16 protein-coding genes are annotated in these 16,238 nt (G+C 65.2%); 5 read left to right on the top strand and 11 right to left on the bottom strand.

Going from position 1 to position 16,238, the window contains the following annotated elements; translation table 11 throughout:
- The first annotated feature begins 38 nt into the window (after positions 1-38).
- A complete protein-coding gene (locus AC1Q6X_RS20670; protein WP_070290477.1) occupies positions 39-785 on the top strand; it encodes a lysophospholipid acyltransferase family protein in 747 nt (248 codons plus the stop codon).
- Here AC1Q6X_RS20670 and AC1Q6X_RS20665 read toward each other — a convergent pair.
- The 7 genes from AC1Q6X_RS20665 to AC1Q6X_RS20635 form a co-directional block, all read right to left on the bottom strand.
- Positions 782-1,546: an ABC transporter permease gene (locus tag AC1Q6X_RS20665; protein WP_070222119.1), complete on the bottom strand. Its 765-nt coding sequence runs from the start codon at positions 1,544-1,546 to the stop codon at positions 782-784. The genes AC1Q6X_RS20670 and AC1Q6X_RS20665 overlap by 4 nt on opposite strands.
- A gap of 2 nt (positions 1,547-1,548) precedes the next feature.
- Positions 1,549-2,793, bottom strand: a complete 1,245-nt coding sequence (locus tag AC1Q6X_RS20660) for an ABC transporter substrate-binding protein (RefSeq protein WP_492498278.1) — start codon at positions 2,791-2,793, stop codon at positions 1,549-1,551.
- A 20-nt stretch (positions 2,794-2,813) separates the two neighbouring features.
- Entirely contained in the window at positions 2,814-3,602 is a 789-nt protein-coding gene (locus AC1Q6X_RS20655; RefSeq protein WP_070310174.1) for an ABC transporter ATP-binding protein, read from the bottom strand.
- On the bottom strand, positions 3,599-4,678 hold the full coding sequence (locus tag AC1Q6X_RS20650) for an acyl-CoA dehydrogenase family protein (RefSeq protein WP_492498277.1): 1,080 nt from the start codon (positions 4,676-4,678) through the stop codon (positions 3,599-3,601). The genes AC1Q6X_RS20655 and AC1Q6X_RS20650 overlap by 4 nt, the downstream gene beginning before the upstream one ends.
- A 1-nt stretch (position 4,679) precedes the next feature.
- On the bottom strand, positions 4,680-5,234 hold the full coding sequence (locus tag AC1Q6X_RS20645) for a carboxymuconolactone decarboxylase family protein (RefSeq protein WP_070222110.1): 555 nt from the start codon (positions 5,232-5,234) through the stop codon (positions 4,680-4,682).
- A gap of 129 nt (positions 5,235-5,363) precedes the next feature.
- A complete protein-coding gene (locus AC1Q6X_RS20640; RefSeq protein WP_070222108.1) occupies positions 5,364-6,284 on the bottom strand; it encodes an AraC family transcriptional regulator in 921 nt (306 codons plus the stop codon).
- A gap of 93 nt (positions 6,285-6,377) precedes the next feature.
- Complete coding sequence (locus AC1Q6X_RS20635; RefSeq protein ID WP_070222106.1) at positions 6,378-7,217, bottom strand: symmetrical bis(5'-nucleosyl)-tetraphosphatase; 840 nt, start codon at positions 7,215-7,217, stop codon at positions 6,378-6,380.
- Between the two features lie 410 nt (positions 7,218-7,627).
- Between AC1Q6X_RS20635 and AC1Q6X_RS20630 the strand changes: the two genes are divergently transcribed.
- The 4 genes from AC1Q6X_RS20630 (at position 7,628) to waaA (ending at position 11,746) form a co-directional block, all read left to right on the top strand.
- The gene (locus tag AC1Q6X_RS20630; protein ID WP_070290469.1) at positions 7,628-7,936 is read left to right on the top strand and encodes an H-NS histone family protein; all 309 of its coding nucleotides are present in this window, start codon (positions 7,628-7,630) and stop codon (positions 7,934-7,936) included.
- Between the two features lie 90 nt (positions 7,937-8,026).
- On the top strand, positions 8,027-9,409 hold the full coding sequence (locus tag AC1Q6X_RS20625; RefSeq protein ID WP_492498276.1) for a phosphomannomutase/phosphoglucomutase: 1,383 nt from the start codon (positions 8,027-8,029) through the stop codon (positions 9,407-9,409).
- Positions 9,410-9,413: 4 nt separating this feature from the next.
- Positions 9,414-10,436: a lipopolysaccharide heptosyltransferase I gene (gene waaC / locus AC1Q6X_RS20620; RefSeq protein WP_492498275.1), complete on the top strand. Its 1,023-nt coding sequence runs from the start codon at positions 9,414-9,416 to the stop codon at positions 10,434-10,436.
- Positions 10,437-10,468: 32 nt separating this feature from the next.
- On the top strand, positions 10,469-11,746 hold the full coding sequence (waaA, locus tag AC1Q6X_RS20615; RefSeq protein WP_492498274.1) for a lipid IV(A) 3-deoxy-D-manno-octulosonic acid transferase: 1,278 nt from the start codon (positions 10,469-10,471) through the stop codon (positions 11,744-11,746).
- Positions 11,747-11,805: 59 nt separating this feature from the next.
- Here waaA and AC1Q6X_RS20610 read toward each other — a convergent pair whose 3' ends face one another.
- The 4 genes from AC1Q6X_RS20610 to glyS are packed head-to-tail and all read right to left on the bottom strand — an operon-like array spanning position 11,806 to position 16,217.
- Positions 11,806-12,726, bottom strand: coding sequence for a M48 family metallopeptidase (locus AC1Q6X_RS20610; RefSeq protein ID WP_492419812.1), 921 nt, complete (start codon positions 12,724-12,726; stop codon positions 11,806-11,808).
- Positions 12,727-12,770: 44 nt separating this feature from the next.
- On the bottom strand, positions 12,771-13,511 hold the full coding sequence (locus tag AC1Q6X_RS20605) for a lysophospholipid acyltransferase family protein (RefSeq protein WP_034746739.1): 741 nt from the start codon (positions 13,509-13,511) through the stop codon (positions 12,771-12,773).
- A gap of 16 nt (positions 13,512-13,527) precedes the next feature.
- Positions 13,528-14,115 carry a D-glycero-beta-D-manno-heptose 1,7-bisphosphate 7-phosphatase gene (gene gmhB, locus AC1Q6X_RS20600; protein WP_083287342.1) on the bottom strand — a complete coding sequence of 196 codons (588 nt, stop codon included), beginning with the start codon at positions 14,113-14,115 and terminating at the stop codon, positions 13,528-13,530.
- Positions 14,115-16,217, bottom strand: coding sequence for a glycine--tRNA ligase subunit beta (gene glyS, locus AC1Q6X_RS20595; RefSeq protein WP_492498273.1), 2,103 nt, complete (start codon positions 16,215-16,217; stop codon positions 14,115-14,117). The genes gmhB and glyS overlap by 1 nt, the downstream gene beginning before the upstream one ends.
- Positions 16,218-16,238: the final 21 nt, after the last annotated feature.

The raw sequence follows: 16,238 nt of genomic DNA, 5'->3' as shown, positions 1-16,238 counted from the left end.
ACGCAGCTGCATGGCTTTGCTTCCAACCTTGGTGTCATTTGAAACTTCTGCTTACCTACCGCCTCGCGCGCATCGCCATTCACCTGAGCTGCGGCATGGCCAAGAGCGCCGTGCTCTTTCCCTGGCTGGACCTGGAAGGGCGCAACCGGCGCATCCGCCGCTGGTCGACGCAGCTGCTCGACATCTGCGGCGTGCACGTGGCGCAGCCGGCGGACAGCGTGCCGGCACTCGACCATGCGATGATGGTGGCGAACCACGTCTCGTGGCTCGACATCTTCGTCATCAATGCCGTCCACCCTTGCCGTTTCGTCGCCAAGGCGGAAATCCGCGCCTGGCCTATCCTCGGCTGGCTGGCGGGGCGCGCCGGCACCATCTTCATTTCGCGCGGCAGCAAGCGCGACCTGCGCCTGATCTTCCAGGGCCTGGTGGACAAATTGACGGCGGGCGAACGCATTGCGTTTTTCCCCGAAGGCACGACCGCCGCGCAAGGGCAGATCCTGCCGTTTCACGCCAACCTGTTCGAGGCGGCCATCGACGCGCAAGTGCCGGTGCAGCCGTTCGCGCTCGTGTACGTGGATGACAAGGGGGCCTTGCATCACGCCGTCGACTTCATCGGCGACATGAGCTTTGCGCAAAGCATGGTGGCGATCCTGAGCGGCCCGCCGATCACGGCGCGCCTGACCTGTCTGGCGCCAGTGGCGACGGCCGACGCGCACCGGCGTGAGCTGGCGGCGGCAACGCAGGCGGCCGTGGCCGCTGCGCTGCCGCTGGAAAAGGCGGCCTAGTTTTTGACGTGCAGCCAGCGCGCATGCGCGGCGCGGGCCAGGTAGTCGAGGATGAAACCTAACATCCCGATCAGCACGATGGCGGCCATCAGCTCCGAATACGCGAGGCGGTCGCGCGTGTCGAGGATGAAGTAGCCGAGGCCGGCCGATACGCCCAGCATTTCCGCCGGCACCAGCACGATCCAGATGATGCCGATGGCCAGCCGCACGCCCGTCAGGATATCGGCCGTGATGCCCGGCAAAATCACCTTGAAGACGATCTCGCTGCGCGTGGCCGACAGGCTGCGCGCCAGCAGCAGCCAGTTCGGGTCGAGCCGCGCCACGCCGGCCGCCGTATTGAGCAGGATGGGCCAGACGGCCGCGAACGCCAGCAGGAAGTATACGGGCGCGTCGCCGACGCCGAGCACCATCACGGCGATCGGCATCCACGACAGCGGCGAAATCATGCGCAGCAGCTGGAACAGCGGCATGGCCGCGCCGGAAAAGCTCTTCGACATGGCCACCAGCACGCCGAGCGGCACGCCGATTACGATGGCCAGCCCCAGGCCCACGGCGACCCTTTGCAGGCTCAAGACCACGTGCAGCCAGATATCGGAACCACCGAGCATCTCCCTGAACGCCAGCGCCGTGGGCAAGGGCGCGAAGGCGGTGGCGATCGGCGTGGATTTCTCCAGCGCCGTCACGCCCATGGACCACAGCAGCAAGGCACAGGCCAGCCCCACCAGGGGCAGGCCGAACTTCGTGAACAACTTGCTTGCCATCGTCAGACCGCCACGGTTTCGCTGCGCAGCAGATTGGCCGGCAAGCCGAAGGCGGCCGGTCCGCCGACTGCCGTGATGGCCTTGCGCACGAAACGGTCATCGACCAGGTCGCGCGCGGCGAATTTCGGATCGAGATTCGCCAGGAAGCGCGTATCGCCCTCCACCTTGGTGCGGCCGATGGCGCGCACCAGTTCTTCCGTGTACGAGGCGAATGGATAGGGCTGGAAGTCGATGCGGCGCTGCTGCCAGTTCTTGTGCACGATCAGGCCCTGCTTTTCATAGCCGGCGTAATCGGTGGTGGCCAGCACCTTCGTCAGCACCTGCAGCGGATGCGGCGTGTAGCGGTGCTCGCCCACGTTCGACAGCAGCTTGGCCGTATCGACCTGGTTCGAACGCGTCCACAACTGCGCCTTGACGATGGCGTTGGTGACCTTTTGCGCCCATTCCGGGCGCGTGTTGATGTCGCGCTCGGACAGGAAGGTGACGCAGCACGCATGGTTTTTCCACACGTCGCCCGAGAAGCGCAGGATCTTGCCGATGCCGGCGTTTTCCGCCGCCGCATTGAAAGGCTCGGCCACGATGTAGCCGGCAATCGACTTGCTGGCCAGGGCCGAGACCATTTCGGCCGGCGCCAGCACGATCAGGTTGACTTCATTCGGCTTGATGGCCGCGTTGCGCGCGCGCGTGACCGGCGTCAGGCCATTCGAGGACAGGATCTGCTGCAGCAGGATGTTGTGGATCGAGTACCAGAATGGAATCGCGACCGTGCGTCCGCCCAGGTCGGAGACCTTGTTGATGTCGTTGGCCACGGTCAGCGCGGAGCCGTTGACGTGGTTCCAGGCGACGACTTTCGCGGGGAACTTGGCGCCGTAGCGCACCCACAGGGTGGCCGGCGACAGCAGGTGGATGACGTTGACCTGGCCGGCGACGAACGCTTCGATGATCTGCGCCCAGCTGCGGAACAGGCGCGGCGTTTCCGCCTGCAAGCCTTCCGCCTCGAACAGCTTGCGGGCGTGGGCGACGAGCAGCGGGGTGGCGTCGGTGATCGGCAGGTAGCCGATTTTTACGGGCTGGTCATCGCCTTTCGGGCCTTGCTGGGCCATGGCGTCGCCGGCGAACAGCAGGGGAGAGGCGACGCTGGCCGTGGCCAGGGCCGACATGCGCAGGAAGTCGCGCCGCGTCAGGCCGCAGTCGCAATCGGAGGAGGCGCAGATATGCAGAGGTTTGTTATCGTGTGGGAGGGACATGAAGGTTCCAATAAAGTGCATTAGTGGGCGGCGTGGGCCTGATCTTGCTGTTGCAGCGCTTGCAGGGCGTCGAGGATGTCCATCTTGAGGGCGATCACGTCGGCGCTGTGGCCGATGCGCGGCTGGTCGATGGCGACGGGCCATTCGCGCACGATGTTGCCCGGCTTGCCGCCCATGAGCAGGATGCGGTCGGCGACGAGGATGGCTTCGTCGATGTCGTGCGTGACCAGCAGCACGGCCGTGTGCCAGCGGTGCACCACGTCGACCAGCAGCGACTGCATCTCGGCGCGGGTGATGGCGTCGAGGGCGGAAAACGGTTCGTCGGCGAACAGCAGTTCCGGTTCGCGCGCCAGCGCGCGGGCCAGCGCCACGCGCTGCGCCATGCCGCCCGACAGCGCGGACGGATACAGTTTTTCGCGGCCCTTCAGGCCCACCGCTTCGATGGCTTGCGCCACGCGCGCCTCGTGCGCTGCGCGCGTGAGCTGCGGCTGGTGCTTGAAATCCAGACCGAAACCCGCGTTGCCCGTGACGTTCAGCCAGGGCAAAAGGCTCGCCTGCTGGAACACGAGGGCGCTGCGCGGGTCCGGTTCGCGCATGGGCGCATCGAGGAATTGAATGGCGCCCGTCGATGGCGGCTGCAGGCCGGCCAGCACGCGCAGCAGGCTCGATTTGCCGCAGCCGCTGCCGCCCAGCAGGCAGACGATCTCGCGCTTGCGCACGCCCAGCGAGACGTGCTGGAACACGGGCGTGCTGCCCGCATAGGAAAAGCTCAGGTCCTGCGCCTGCAAGGCCCAATCAGCAACGCTCATGCCGGGGCTCCCGCTGCCGCCTGCTGGCTGTCGAACAGCTGCAAGGCCGATTGCAACTGCGTCAGGCTGGGGGTGACGATGGGGATGAACGATGATTCGCGCCAGCGGCGGGCAAAGCCCTGCTGTTCGGCGTTCAGGTAGGCGCGCCCGCCCATGGCTTGCAGTTCCAGCATCAGCGCCTGCTGCAGCACGTCGGCCAGCTGTATGCGCAGGCGGAACATGGCCGGCGCCTGCGTCTTGAAGCGGCCATCGTGCACGCCGGCCAGCAAGGTGGCGACGGCGCTTTTCAGTGTCGCTTGCAGCGCTTCGATGCGTGGCGTGAGCTGGTTGCGCGAGCCGGCCGAGATTTGCGCCGCCTTTGCCAGGCTGGCGCGCGCCAGGCCGATCGACAGGCCGCATTGCATGCCGAGGAACGATGGGCGCACCTGCGGCAGCCAGGCCGGCGCGTTGTCGCTGATGATGTCCGCGGCGGGGATGTGCACCTGCGCCAGCTTGACGGAAGCCGTATTGCTGCCGCGCAGGGCAATCAGGTCCAGGTCATCGCTGCGCTTGACGCCCGCCGTGCCGCTGTCGAAGGCGACGATGACGGGGGGCGCGCCGTCGTCGGGCGCCACGGCGGCCGCCGCGACAAAGCCGGCCTTGCGCAAGTTGGTCACCCAGGCCAGGCCGCCGTCGACGAGCAAGCCGTCATCGTGGCGCGCGCCCGTGATTTGCAGCTGTTCGATGCCGGACAAAAATTTCATCGCGTTCGACAGACCGCTGGCGCCTGCCTGCGTGCCGGCCAGCAGGCCGGGCAAACGGCGCTCGGCCAGTGCGCGGTTCTCGCTTTGCAGCAGGAATTCGATGAAGCAGCGCTGGCCCCAGAAGACAAAGGCCGCCGTCACCGATTGCTCGGCCACTTTGGCGATGGCGTCGATGGCGTCGCGCACGTCGCCGCCCGCGCCGCCGTGTTCCTGCGGTACGCCGATGGCCAGCAGCTTGTCGCCGGCCAATGCCGGCAATACGGTTTCAGCCAGCTCCGGCGATTGGTCGAGCTGGTCGGCATGCATGTGCAGCCAGTGAGTGAGGTTCGCCATGTCAGACGGCGCCAGGCAGGTAGGGGGTCAATTGCGGATTGACTGGCGTGCCGGCCAGGCTGTTGGAGAAATTGCACAGGGTGGCCAGGCTGATGCCCAGCACGACTTCGAGCGCCTGCTGTTCGTTGTAGCCGGCGGCCAGGAAGGCTTGATATTCGGCGTCGCTGACGGCGCCGCGCGTGGCGATGACGGCCGTGGCGAAGGCGGCGACGGCGTCGAGCTTCGTATCGCCCGTCGGCTGGCCGTGCTGCAGGGCACGCACCGTGTCCGGTGTCTGGCCCGCTTTTTTCAGCGAGATGGCGCTATGGCCGGCGATGCAGAAATCGCAGCCATGGATGCGCGCGGCCGTGATCTGCACCACTTCGCGCTCCATCAGGGTCAGGCTGGCGCGCGCATTGATGCCGGAGACGGTCAGATAGGTTTCCAGTGCCAGCGGGGCATTGGCCAGCACGCCGATCAGATTGGGCAGGAAGCCATTGTTGGCGATGGCCTTTTCCACGAAGGGGCGGCTGTCGGCCGGGGCGGTATCGAGAGTGTGCAGCGTCAGACGGGACATGGGGTACCTTGCTAAGTTAGTAAGTCACCCGGTCATTATATCGGCCATGCCGTGCACGCAACAGACGTCAGCGTCGTCCTTTTGTGCTCGTTCGTCTGCGATTGTGTGATCCTTGATTCCGGCAGGCTCTTAGCTGGCCAGCTGGCGCAATCGCTGGTCGCGCCGGTAGGCGCCCGGCTGCTCGCCCGTGACCCGCTTGAAGGCGCGCGTAAAGGCGGCGTGCGAGCGGTAGCCCACCAGTTCGGCGGCGCGTTCGACGGAGACGCCGTCGTGCAGACGCCGCGCGGCGATCTTCATGCGCAGCAGGAGCAGGAACTGGGCCGGCGAGTGGCCGCTGGCGCTGGCGAAATGCTTGCAGAAGCTGGCGCGCGACATGCACGCTGCCTTGGCCATGTTCTCGATCGACCAGTCGTCGGCAGGGGCGTCGAGCATGCGTTCGAGCAGTGGCGAAAATGCGGGCTGGTGCAGCAGCGACAGCAGGCCGGCCGCCACCTGCTCGCCCTGCGCCACATGGCGGATCAGGTAAAAGAACAGCAGCTCGACCAGGCGCGCGATGAGCGGCGACGGTTGCTCCGGATCGCCGCCTGCTTCGGCGAGGATCAGGTCGAACAGCGCGGCGGCGGCGCTGAAGGCGGGCGCGTCGCCGCGTATCAGCAGATACGGCGGGAACGAGTCGACGATCAGCGCGGAGAGGGCGCCGCGAAATTGAAAGAAGCCGCAGGCCAGCGCCGTCGCCGGCTGCTGCGTGGGCGTTTGCAGCGGCAGCATCGCTTGCGCGCTCGCCGCCTGCAGCGGATCGCTGTGGGGACTGAGGAAGTGCGGCAAGTCGCGCAGCAGGAAGACGCCGTCGCGCGGGCCGAGCGCAATGGGCGCCGCGCCGTCGAGGTGCAAGTAGCAATGGCCATCGAGCACCAGGTGAAAGCTGCCCAGTTCCCGGCCCGCCGTGGAAGCGCGCCAGCGGCCGCAGTACTGGCCCACATGCAGGACGGCGGTGTCGAGTTCCAGGCTGCCGAGCAGCCAGCGCGCCAGTCTGTCGGTATCAGGATGCATGGGATCGCAAAGGCAAAAGCTCCATCATACGGGCCAGACGCGGCAAGGCCAACGACCGATTTCGACTAAGCATATGCGCGCCAAGCTTGGCGCTTACTGCTTGCCGCTGTGCTGCTGGAACGCGGGGCAGTCGACTTGCAGCAGCGAGCGGTCTTCCAGGCACACGGCCGAGAGTTTCCCGCCCCAGACGCAGCCGCTATCGAGTCCGATCAGGTGCGGCCGTAGTAGCAGTCCCAGCGCCGACCAGTGGCCGAAGACGATGGTGTCGCCGGCGCTGCGCCGGCCCGGCACGTCGAACCAGGGCAGCAGGCCGGAGCCTGGCGGCGGGCTGCCGCTTTCCTTCATCTTGAAATCCATCACGCCGTCCGGCGTGCAAAAGCGCAGCCGCGTCATGGCGTTGACGATGCAGCGCAGCCGGTCGGCGCCCTGCAGGTCGTCGCGCCAGGCGGCCGGCTCGTTGCCGTACATGGTGCGCAGGAACGCCACCCAATCGTCGCTGCGCAGCATGGCGGATACCTCCCCGCTCAGGGACAGGGCCTGGGCCGCGCTCCATTGCGGCAGCAAGCCTGCATGCACGAGCACATGGCCATCGTGTTCCAGTGCCAGTGGCCGCTGGCGCAGCCAGTTGATCAACTCCTCGCGGTCGGGTGCATCGAGGATGTCGGCGAGGGTGTCGGACGCATGCTCGGGCCGGATGCCGTTGGCCACGGCCAGCAAGTGCAAGTCATGGTTGCCCAGGACGCTGTCGGCCAGGCCTTGCTGCGCCAGGGCGTGCACGTGGCGCAGGGTGGCCAGCGAGGCCGGGCCGCGATTGATCAAGTCACCCGCGAACAGCAGGCGGTACGGACCGCCCGCTGCCGCCTGGATCCGTTCGATCAATTCGACGGTTTGTGCATGACAGCCTTGCAGATCGCCGATAAAGTAAGTTTTCATATGTGCCGGGGTGAAGTGAACTACGCGCCTGCATTATAAGCATGCCCGCCCTTTGGCGTTGGGGCATTTCTGGCAGGTGCCCGATTGCGCGCATGGCCGGCGGGAAGAAAAACGCGGGCGCCGATTATGCCGCATGGGAATTTGATTCAGCGGTATGTCACGCTGCCGTATAGGAATACTAATCCGCCGGCATGCCGTTCAGGCACGCGGGAATGCCATTTAATTCATGGTTATTCATTTTTCATGCGTGCGTCCGGTATATTCTTCATTTAATCTTAATGTTGGCCCGCCAAATAAATCGAGGGCCGTGATTCAATTGATGATGGATTATGCGTTGGTGCACAGATATTTATGCAATGTAGTATATTCCACGTGATTTTATTATTTAAATGAATATAAAGGATGTACCAATGGATCTGTCTACGATGACGATGCTGGAATTGCGCAAACTGGAAGATAATGTCAAACAGGAATTGAACAGCCGCGAGCGCCAAGACTTGAACAAGGCGCGCGAACAGATCATGGCCATCGCGCAGCAAGCCGGTATTCCGCTGAAACAGCTGATACTCGATGGCTTGCACCCGCGCACGGGCAAAGTCGCGGTGCGTTACCGCCATCCTGAGAATGCGGCCGAGCAATGGACAGGCCGTGGCCGTCAGCCGCTGTGGGTCAGGCAGTGGGTGGAATCGGGCAAGTCGATCGATCTGCTGCGCGTATAATTCGGTATACTCTTGGCGTAGTGGCAAGCCGCCAGCCGCGCGCTGCACCTTGCCAGGCACCTTATTGACCCTACTTATACCGGCCACACCATGCTCCCATTGTCCAGAACGATCTTCAAGGCCTACGATATTCGCGGCATCATCGCTAAAACCCTCGATGCCGGCGTGGCCCACAAGATCGGTCAGGCATTTGGCCAGGCCGCCCTGGCCAAGGGCGAGCAGCGGGTCGTGATCGGCCGCGACGGCCGTCTGTCGGGACCGGAATTGACGGCGGCGCTGGCGCAGGGCTTGCAAGCGGCGGGCGTCGACGTGATCGACCTGGGCGTGGTGGCCACGCCGATGGTCTACTTCGGCACGAATGTGCTCGACACGCGCTCCGGCATCATGGTCACGGGCAGCCACAATCCGCCCGACTACAACGGCTTCAAGATGGTGCTGGCCGGTGAAGCGATCCACGGCGAAGCGATCCAGGCGCTGTACCACAGCATTGTCGCGCACGACGGCAGCGCCAGTGCCAAGCCGGGCACCTATGCCACGCACGATATCCGCGCCGCCTACCTGGCGCGCATCCTGGGCGACGTCAAGCTGGCGCGCCCGATCAAGATCGCCGTCGACTGCGGCAATGGCGTGGCCGGCGCGTTCGCGGGCGACCTGTTCCGCGGCATGGGCTGCGAAGTCATCGAACTGTTCTGCGAAGTCGATGGCCACTTCCCGAACCACCATCCGGACCCGGCGCACCCGGAAAACCTGCAGGACCTGATCCGCTGCCTGGCCGAGACGGATGCCGAAATCGGCATCGCCTTCGACGGCGACGGCGACCGCCTGGGCGTGGTCACCAAGGATGGCCAGATCATCTACCCTGACCGCCAGATGATGCTGTTCGCGGCCGACGTGCTGACCCGCCATCCTGGCGCGCAGATTTTGTACGATGTGAAATGCACGCGCCACCTGGCGCCGTGGATCAGCAAGCATGGCGGCGTACCGCTGATGTACAAGACGGGCCACTCGCTGGTAAAAGCCAAGCTGCGCGAAACGGGTGCGCCGCTGGGCGGCGAAATGAGCGGCCATATCTTCTTCAAGGACCGCTGGTACGGTTTCGACGACGGCATGTATTCGGCCGCGCGCCTGCTCGAAATCCTCACGCGCGAAGCGGATCCGTCGGCTTTGCTGAATTCCCTGCCGCAGTCCGACAGCACGCCGGAACTGCACCTGGAGCTGAAGGAGGGCGAGAACGTCGCGCTGATGGACATGCTGCGCCGCGACGCCGTCTTCCCCGGCAATGAACAGATCATCACCATCGACGGCTTGCGCGTGGAATACGCGGACGGCTTCGGCCTGGCCCGCTCGTCGAACACCACGCCAGTAATCGTCATGCGCTTCGAAGCGGAAACGCCGGCAGCCCTGGCGCGCATCCAGGGACAGTTCAAGAGCGTGATCCTGGCCGCCAAGCCTGACGCCGTGCTGCCGTTCTGACAGCATGGCCGCTCAACCTGGCGCACAGGCGCCCTTGAAAATCCTGCTGGTGCGCGTGTCCTCGCTGGGCGACGTGCTGCATAACCTGCCGATGGTGGCGGACATCGCCCGCCATTTCCCGAACGCGACCATCGACTGGGTGGTTGAAGAGGGCTACACCAGCCTGGTGCGCCTGAACGCGCGCGTCAATACCATTTTCCCGTTCGCGCTGCGGCGCTGGCGCAAGAGCCTGGGCAAGAAAGAGACGCGCGCGGAAATCGCCGCCTTCTTCCGCAGCCTGCGCCAGACGCGCTACGATTATGTGTTCGATACCCAGGGCTTGCTCAAGACGGGCATCATCATGGGCGCCGCGCGCCTGGCGCCGGGCGGACAGAAGGTCGGCCTGGCCAATGGCAGCGAAGGCTCCGGCTACGAAGGCATCTCGCGCCTGTTCCACACCAAAAGCATTTCGCTCGACCCGCGCACGCATGCGGTAGCGCGCGGCCGCCTGGTCGCTGCCGCTGCACTCGGCTACACGGTCGACACGCCGGCCGATTTCGGCTTGCCGGAAGTCTCGCGCAACGAGCCGCGCCCGGACTGGATGGGCGAGGCTCCCTGCTGCGTGTATTTCCACGGTACGGCGCGCGACGCCAAGAAATGGGCGCCGGAAAACTGGATCGCCCTGGGCCGTGCCTTGGCACCGATGCCGATTTTGCTGCCCTGGGGTTCGCCCAGGGAAAAGGCGGAAGCCGAACAACTGGCGGCCGCTCTGCCGAACGCGCGCGTGCTGCCGAAACTGTCGATGGACGACGCCACCCTGCTGGCGCGCCACGCGGCGCTGGTGATCGGCGTCGACACGGGCCTGACGCATATCGCGGCCGCCTTCGTGCGCCCGACGGTGGAAATCTATGCCGATTCTCCGCTGTGGAAAACGGAAGGCAACTGGTCGCCGAACATCATCAACCTGGGCGACAAGGGTACGCCGCCCGGCGTGCCGGAAGTGCTGGCCGCGGCACAACGCCTGCTGGCCGAGCATCCTCCCGCCTGACTTCAACCGCCTGACCTTAACATTCAACAATCATGCGACTTCTTTATACCCTTGCCTGGTGGCTGGCCTTGCCCCTGGTGCTGGCGCGGCTGTGGCTGCGCGGACGCCAGGAACCCGGCTACCGCCAGCACTGGGGCGAGCGCCTGGGCTTTTACGGCCGCCAGCCGACAACGGCTACAGACACCATCTGGCTGCACGCCGTCTCCGTTGGCGAGACGCGCGCGGCCGAGCCGCTGATCGATGCGCTGCTGGCCGCCTGGCCCAGGTGCCGCATCGTCCTCACGCACATGACGCCGACGGGGCGCGCGACGGGCAAGGCGCTGTTCGCCAAACACGGCGCGCGCCTCGTGCAAAGCTATCTGCCCTACGACACGGGCGCCATGCCGGCCCGTTTCATCCGCCATTTCGCCCCGCGCATCTGCATCCTGATGGAGACGGAAGTGTGGCCGAATCTGATCCACCAATGCACTCGCTACAAAGTGCCCGTGGTGCTGGCCAACGCGCGCTTGTCGCAGCGTTCGCTGGGCAAGGCGCAGCGTCTGGGCAAGCTGATTGCCGATGCGGCGCGCGGCATCACCCTGGTGGCGGCGCAGACGCAGGACGATGCCGATCGCGTGCGCCAGCTGGGCGTGCAGGACGTGGTGGTCACGGGCAGCATCAAGTTCGACGTCGTCGTGCCCGAGGCGGCCCTGGCGACGGGGGCAGCGCTGCGCGCCGCCATCGGTGCGCGCCCCGTGCTGCTGTGCGCCAGCACGCGCGAAGGCGAAGAGCAGCTGATCCTCGATGCATATATCCGCGCCAGCTTGCCGGCGCATGCGCTGCTGCTGATCGTGCCGCGCCACCCGCAGCGCTTCGACGAGGTGGAAAAATTGATCGCGGCGCACGGCCTGGCCGTGCAGCGCAGGTCCGGCCTGGCGCAGGACGATACCGTTGCGGCGGGCACGCAGGTGCTGCTGGGCGACTCGATGGGCGAGATGTTTGCATATTACGCGGCCTGCGATTGCGCATTCGTTGGCGGCAGCCTGCTGCCGCTGGGCGGGCAAAACCTGATCGAACCGGCGGCCCTGGGCAAGCCCGTGCTGATCGGCCCGCACACCTTCAATTTCGCGCTGGTCACCGAGCAGGCGATTGCCGCCGGCGGCGCCGCGCTGGTGGCGGATGCCGATGCGCTGATGGCGCAGGCATCTGCCTTGCTGCAGGATACCGCGCGTTTATCGTCGATGGGTCAAAAGGCGCTGGCCTTTGCCAACCAGCACCGGGGCGCCACGCCGCGCACCATCGCGGCGATTCAACCTTTATTGTTGGTTTAATTCCGGGGTCAGACCCGCCGGGTCTGACCCCAGCTTTGCGCCGTTTGGTCGGAGTACCGTTAAAACAACACCGGCAGTTCTTGCGAGCGCTTCCTTAATGCCTGCTTGGCCCCATCGTAATCGGGATAGATCGATTCCACGGTGGCCCAGAAGCGGGGGCTGTGGTTCATTTCCAGCAGGTGCGACAGTTCGTGCGCCACGACGTAATCGATCAGCGGCAGGGCGAAGTGGATCAGGCGCCAGTTCAGGCGGATCTTGCGCTCGATGGTGCAGCTGCCCCAGCGCGTGCCGGCCGACGACAGCGACAGCGAATCGTAGCGCACTCCCAGCTTGTCCGCATACAGGTCCAGCCGTGCTTCGAACAGCTGGCGCGCCTCGTGCTGGAACCAGCCCTTCACTTTTTCCTTCAATTGCTGCTCGCTGCCCGTGGGCGTGACCCACACGTGCAGCTCATTGGTATCGCGCTGAAAGCTGGCGCGGTGGCGCGGCGCCTGGTGCAATCGCAAGGTGATCTCGCCACCGAGGTAGGGCAGCACGGCGCCATCGACCCATGCCACGGGCGGGCGCTGCTGGCGCTGCACCTTGCGCTCGCCCCGTTCCAGCAGTTTCGAGACGATCCAGCCTTGCTTGGCGCGGATGGCGTTGTCGATTTCGGCCAGGGTGACGCGCTTGGGCGCGGTGACGCGCAAACCGTTATCGTCGATCATGAAGCCGATGGAACGGCGCGTGGAGCGGCGCAGGGCGAATTCGACGAGGTGGCTGCCCAGCTGCAGCTGGCGCAGCGGCGGGCCATCGGCGGTGCGTGGCGGGGAAGGCAGGGGAGGCGGGGCAGGGCGAACGATGGGCGGCGCGGGCGCCACTACCGGTGGCGCCACGGGCGGCGCTGGCGGTGCCGTGGGGCGCACCGCCGGGGGCGTGCTGGTCGAGACGTCATGCGCGAACAAATCCAGTTGCTGGTCGCCGACCTTGATGGTCTTCATCTGCTGGCGCAGTGTCGGCTCCTGGATGACCGCGCTGATGCCGTCTAGCCAGCGTTGTAGGCGTGAGGCGAAATGACGCGCATTTCTGATTCTATCCAATTTTCCACCTGTTGCATCATGCTGTCCGGGGTTTGCCCTTCCGGCGAAATCGGTTTGCCTATCGAGACGGTGATCAGTCCCGGGCGTTTGAGGAATGACTGCTTGGGCCAGCACTCGCCTGAATTGTGCGCAATCGGCACCACCACGGCGCCCGTGGCGATGGCCAGACGCGTGCCGCCGCTCTTGTACTTGCCCGCCTGGCCCACGGGAATGCGGGTACCTTCAGGGAACATGATAATCCATTGGCCATCGGCCAGCCGGCGCTTGCCATGTGCGACCACGCTCTTGAACGCATGCTTGCCCTGCTTGCGGTCGATGGGGATCATGCGCAGCAGCGCCATGGCCCAGCCGAAGAAGGGGATGTACAGGATCTCCTTCTTGAACACATACACGAGCGGACGGGGCAGGCTTGGCAGCAAGAAGATGGTTTCCCATGCCGACTGGTGCTTCGACAGCACGATGGCCGGCGCGTCCGGGAAGTTCTCGGCGCCCTTGACTTCATAGCGGATGCCGCAAATGACCTTGGCGCACCACAGGATAAACACATTCCAGCGCGAGGTGACCCAATAGCGCTTGTTGTAGCTCAATGGCGCGGCAAAAAAGCACACGCAGGCCCAGACGATGGTGGCCACGATCATGATGATCATGAACAGCAGTGATCGCAGGAACAGGGAAATATTACGCAATGCGGTTCTCCGAAGATTAGATACTGAATGCCACGGTGGGCGCCGGTGCGGCGGGCGCCTTGAGCAGGTGGTTCACGACGGCGGCCAGGTCGGGGAAGACCTGAGTGCCGGGCGGCAGGCCACCCGTCTCGTTGGTTTTTTCGCCCTTGCCCGTCAAGACCAGGTAGGGCACGCAGCCGCTGATGAAGCCGGCCTGCAGGTCGCGCAGCGAATCGCCGACGGTGGGCACGCCTCGCAGGCTGGTGTTGTAGCGCTGCGAGATTTCATGGAACATGCCCGGTTTCGGCTTGCGGCAGTCGCAATTGTCCGCGCCCGCATGCGGGCAAAAGAAGATGGCGTCGATATCGGCGCCCACCTGCTGCGCCAGGGTGTGCATCTTCTGGTGGATCGCGTTGAGCACCGTCATGTCGAAGTATTCGCGCGCGATGCCGGACTGGTTCGAGGCGACTACGACGCGATAGCCGGCCTGGTTCAGGCGGGCTATCGCTTCGAGCGAACCGGGGATGGGCAGCCATTCGGCCGGCGACTTGATGAAGTCCGGCGAGTCATGATTAATGACGCCGTCGCGGTCGAGAATAATCAGTTTCAGCGCCGGAGTGCCCATTATGCCGCCAGCTTGGAAATGTCGGCCACGCGGTTCATCATGCCGTGCAAGGACGACAGCAAGGCCAGGCGGTTGTTGCGCAGGGCGACATCCTCGGCCATCACCATCACGTCGTTGAAGAAGCCATCGACGTCATCGCGCAGCTGCGCCAGGGTTTGCAGGGTGCTGGTGAAGTCGCCCTTGGCGAAGGCCGCATCGACTTCCGGCTGCACGCGCGAGACGGCGGCGGCCAGTTTTTTCTCCGCCTCGTCCTGCAGCAGCGCCACGTTGACGCCGCCGGCGGCGACCTGGCTCACGGCTTCCTCGTTCTTTTTCAGGATGTTCGTGATGCGCTTGTTGGCCGCTGCCAGCGAGGCGCTTTCCGGCAGCGCGGCAAACGCCTGCACGGCTTCCAGGCGCTGCACGATGTCGTCCAGGCGGTCGGGATTCTGCGCCACGACGGCTTCGATTTCATTCGGCGAGAAACCGCGCTCGCGCAGGATGCCGCGCAGGCGGTCCAGCATGAAGGTGGTCACATCCGCGACGGGGTCCTTGAAGCCTGGCACCGACGCGAACTGCGCAGCGGCGTCAAACAGCAAGCCCTGGATCGACAAGGGCAGGCGTTTTTCCAGCAGCATGCGCAGCACGCCCAGGGCGTGGCGGCGCAGCGCGAACGGGTCCTTGTCGCCTGTCGGCGCCAGGCCGATGGCCCAGATGCCGACCAGGGTTTCGAGCTTGTCGGCCAGGGCCACGGCGGTGCCGGTGGCGGTCGATGGCAGGCTGTCGCCGGCAAAGCGCGGCTGGTAGTGTTCGGAGGCGGCCAGCGCCACTTCTTCCGGTTCGCCGTCATGGCGCGCGTAGTACGTGCCCATGATGCCTTGCAGTTCGGGGAATTCGCCCACCATGTCGGTCAGCAGATCGGCCTTGGCCAGCAGGGCGCCGCGTTCGGCCAGTGCCACGTCGTAGCCCAGCTTGGCGGCGATGGCGCCGGCCAGCGACTTGACGCGCTCTGTGCGGGCCGCTTGCGTGCCCAGCTTGTTGTGATAGACGACGTTGGCCAGCAGCGGCAGACGCGATGCCAGCGTTTTCTTCTTGTCTTGCTCGAAGAAGAACTTGGCGTCGGACAGGCGCGGGCGCACGACGCGCTCGTTGCCGCCGATGATGTGCTCGGGCGTGTCCGTCTCGATGTTCGAGACGATCAAAAAGCGCGAGCGCAGCTTGCCTTCGCTGTCCGTCAGCGCAAAATATTTCTGGTTCGTCTGCATCGTGAGGATCAGGCATTCCTGCGGCACGGCCAGGAATTCTTCCTCGAAGTGGCACTCATACACGACCGGCCATTCGACCAGGGCCGTGACTTCATCGAGCAGCGCTTCGGGCATCAGCACCTGGTCGGTGCCGGCCTTGTCCAGCAGCTGGGCGCGGATGCGCTCCTTGCGTTCTTCGTTGCTGGCGATGACGCTGGCGTTGAGAATCAGCGACGGCGCATAGTTTTCCGCGTGCGCGATGGTGATCGGTTCTCCGTCGGTGAGGAAGCGGTGGCCCAGGGTGGTGCGGCCGGCCGTCAAGCCCAGCAGGGTCAACGGCAGGATATTGATGCCGTGCAGGGCGATCAGGCTGTGGGCCGGGCGCACGAACTGCACGGTGGTGCCGTCCGGACGCTGATAGCTCATCAGTTTTGGAATCGGCAGCTTGGCGGCCGATTCCGTCAATGCGGCCTGCGCCCCTGTGGCGAGCTGGCTGCCCGGCGCCGTGTAGGTGTAGAAGAAGCTTTCCGCCTTGCCGTCGGCGGCGCGTTCCAGCTCGGCCACCGTCAGATCGGGGAAGCCCAGCGCGGCCAGTTTCTTGGCCAGCGGCGGCGTGCCGTTGCCGTTCGCGTCCAGCGCCACGGAGACGGGCAGGACTTTTTCGCGGATCGATTTGTCGGGCGAGACTTCGCGCACGTTGGTGATGGAGACGGCCAGGCGGCGCGGCGAGGCGTAGCTGGTGGCAACGCTGTCGGCTTCCAGGAAGTCGCGCGATTTCAGGCCGTTGACGATACCGGCCGTGAAGGCGGCGCCCAGTTTGGCCAGCGCTTTCGGCGGCAGTTCTTCGGTCAGCAGTTCGATGAGCAGTGTTTGGTTCATGGTGTTCTTGTCAGGTACGGC

It is taken from the genome of Janthinobacterium sp. GW823-FHT06H09 (genome assembly GCF_058794735.1).
This window is presented reverse-complemented; position numbering and strand designations above follow the sequence as displayed.

Excerpts from the sequence above, each read along its gene's own strand:
- AC1Q6X_RS20665 (WP_070222119.1), bottom strand. The coding sequence starts at position 1,546 with ATGGCAAGCAAGTTGTTCACGAAGTTCGGCCTGCCCCTGGTGGGGCTG.
- AC1Q6X_RS20660 (WP_492498278.1), bottom strand. The coding sequence starts at position 2,793 with ATGTCCCTCCCACACGATAACAAACCTCTGCATATCTGCGCCTCCTCC.
- AC1Q6X_RS20655 (WP_070310174.1), bottom strand. The coding sequence starts at position 3,602 with ATGAGCGTTGCTGATTGGGCCTTGCAGGCGCAGGACCTGAGCTTTTCC.
- AC1Q6X_RS20650 (WP_492498277.1), bottom strand. The coding sequence starts at position 4,678 with ATGGCGAACCTCACTCACTGGCTGCACATGCATGCCGACCAGCTCGAC.
- AC1Q6X_RS20645 (WP_070222110.1), bottom strand. The coding sequence starts at position 5,234 with ATGTCCCGTCTGACGCTGCACACTCTCGATACCGCCCCGGCCGACAGC.
- AC1Q6X_RS20640 (WP_070222108.1), bottom strand. The coding sequence starts at position 6,284 with ATGCATCCTGATACCGACAGACTGGCGCGCTGGCTGCTCGGCAGCCTG.
- AC1Q6X_RS20635 (WP_070222106.1), bottom strand. The coding sequence starts at position 7,217 with ATGAAAACTTACTTTATCGGCGATCTGCAAGGCTGTCATGCACAAACC.
- AC1Q6X_RS20630 (WP_070290469.1), top strand. The coding sequence starts at position 7,628 with ATGGATCTGTCTACGATGACGATGCTGGAATTGCGCAAACTGGAAGAT.
- AC1Q6X_RS20625 (WP_492498276.1), top strand. The coding sequence starts at position 8,027 with ATGCTCCCATTGTCCAGAACGATCTTCAAGGCCTACGATATTCGCGGC.
- waaC (WP_492498275.1), top strand. The coding sequence starts at position 9,414 with ATGGCCGCTCAACCTGGCGCACAGGCGCCCTTGAAAATCCTGCTGGTG.
- waaA (WP_492498274.1), top strand. The coding sequence starts at position 10,469 with ATGCGACTTCTTTATACCCTTGCCTGGTGGCTGGCCTTGCCCCTGGTG.
- AC1Q6X_RS20610 (WP_492419812.1), bottom strand. The coding sequence starts at position 12,726 with ATGAAGACCATCAAGGTCGGCGACCAGCAACTGGATTTGTTCGCGCAT.
- gmhB (WP_083287342.1), bottom strand. The coding sequence starts at position 14,115 with ATGGGCACTCCGGCGCTGAAACTGATTATTCTCGACCGCGACGGCGTC.
- glyS (WP_492498273.1), bottom strand. The coding sequence starts at position 16,217 with ATGAACCAAACACTGCTCATCGAACTGCTGACCGAAGAACTGCCGCCG.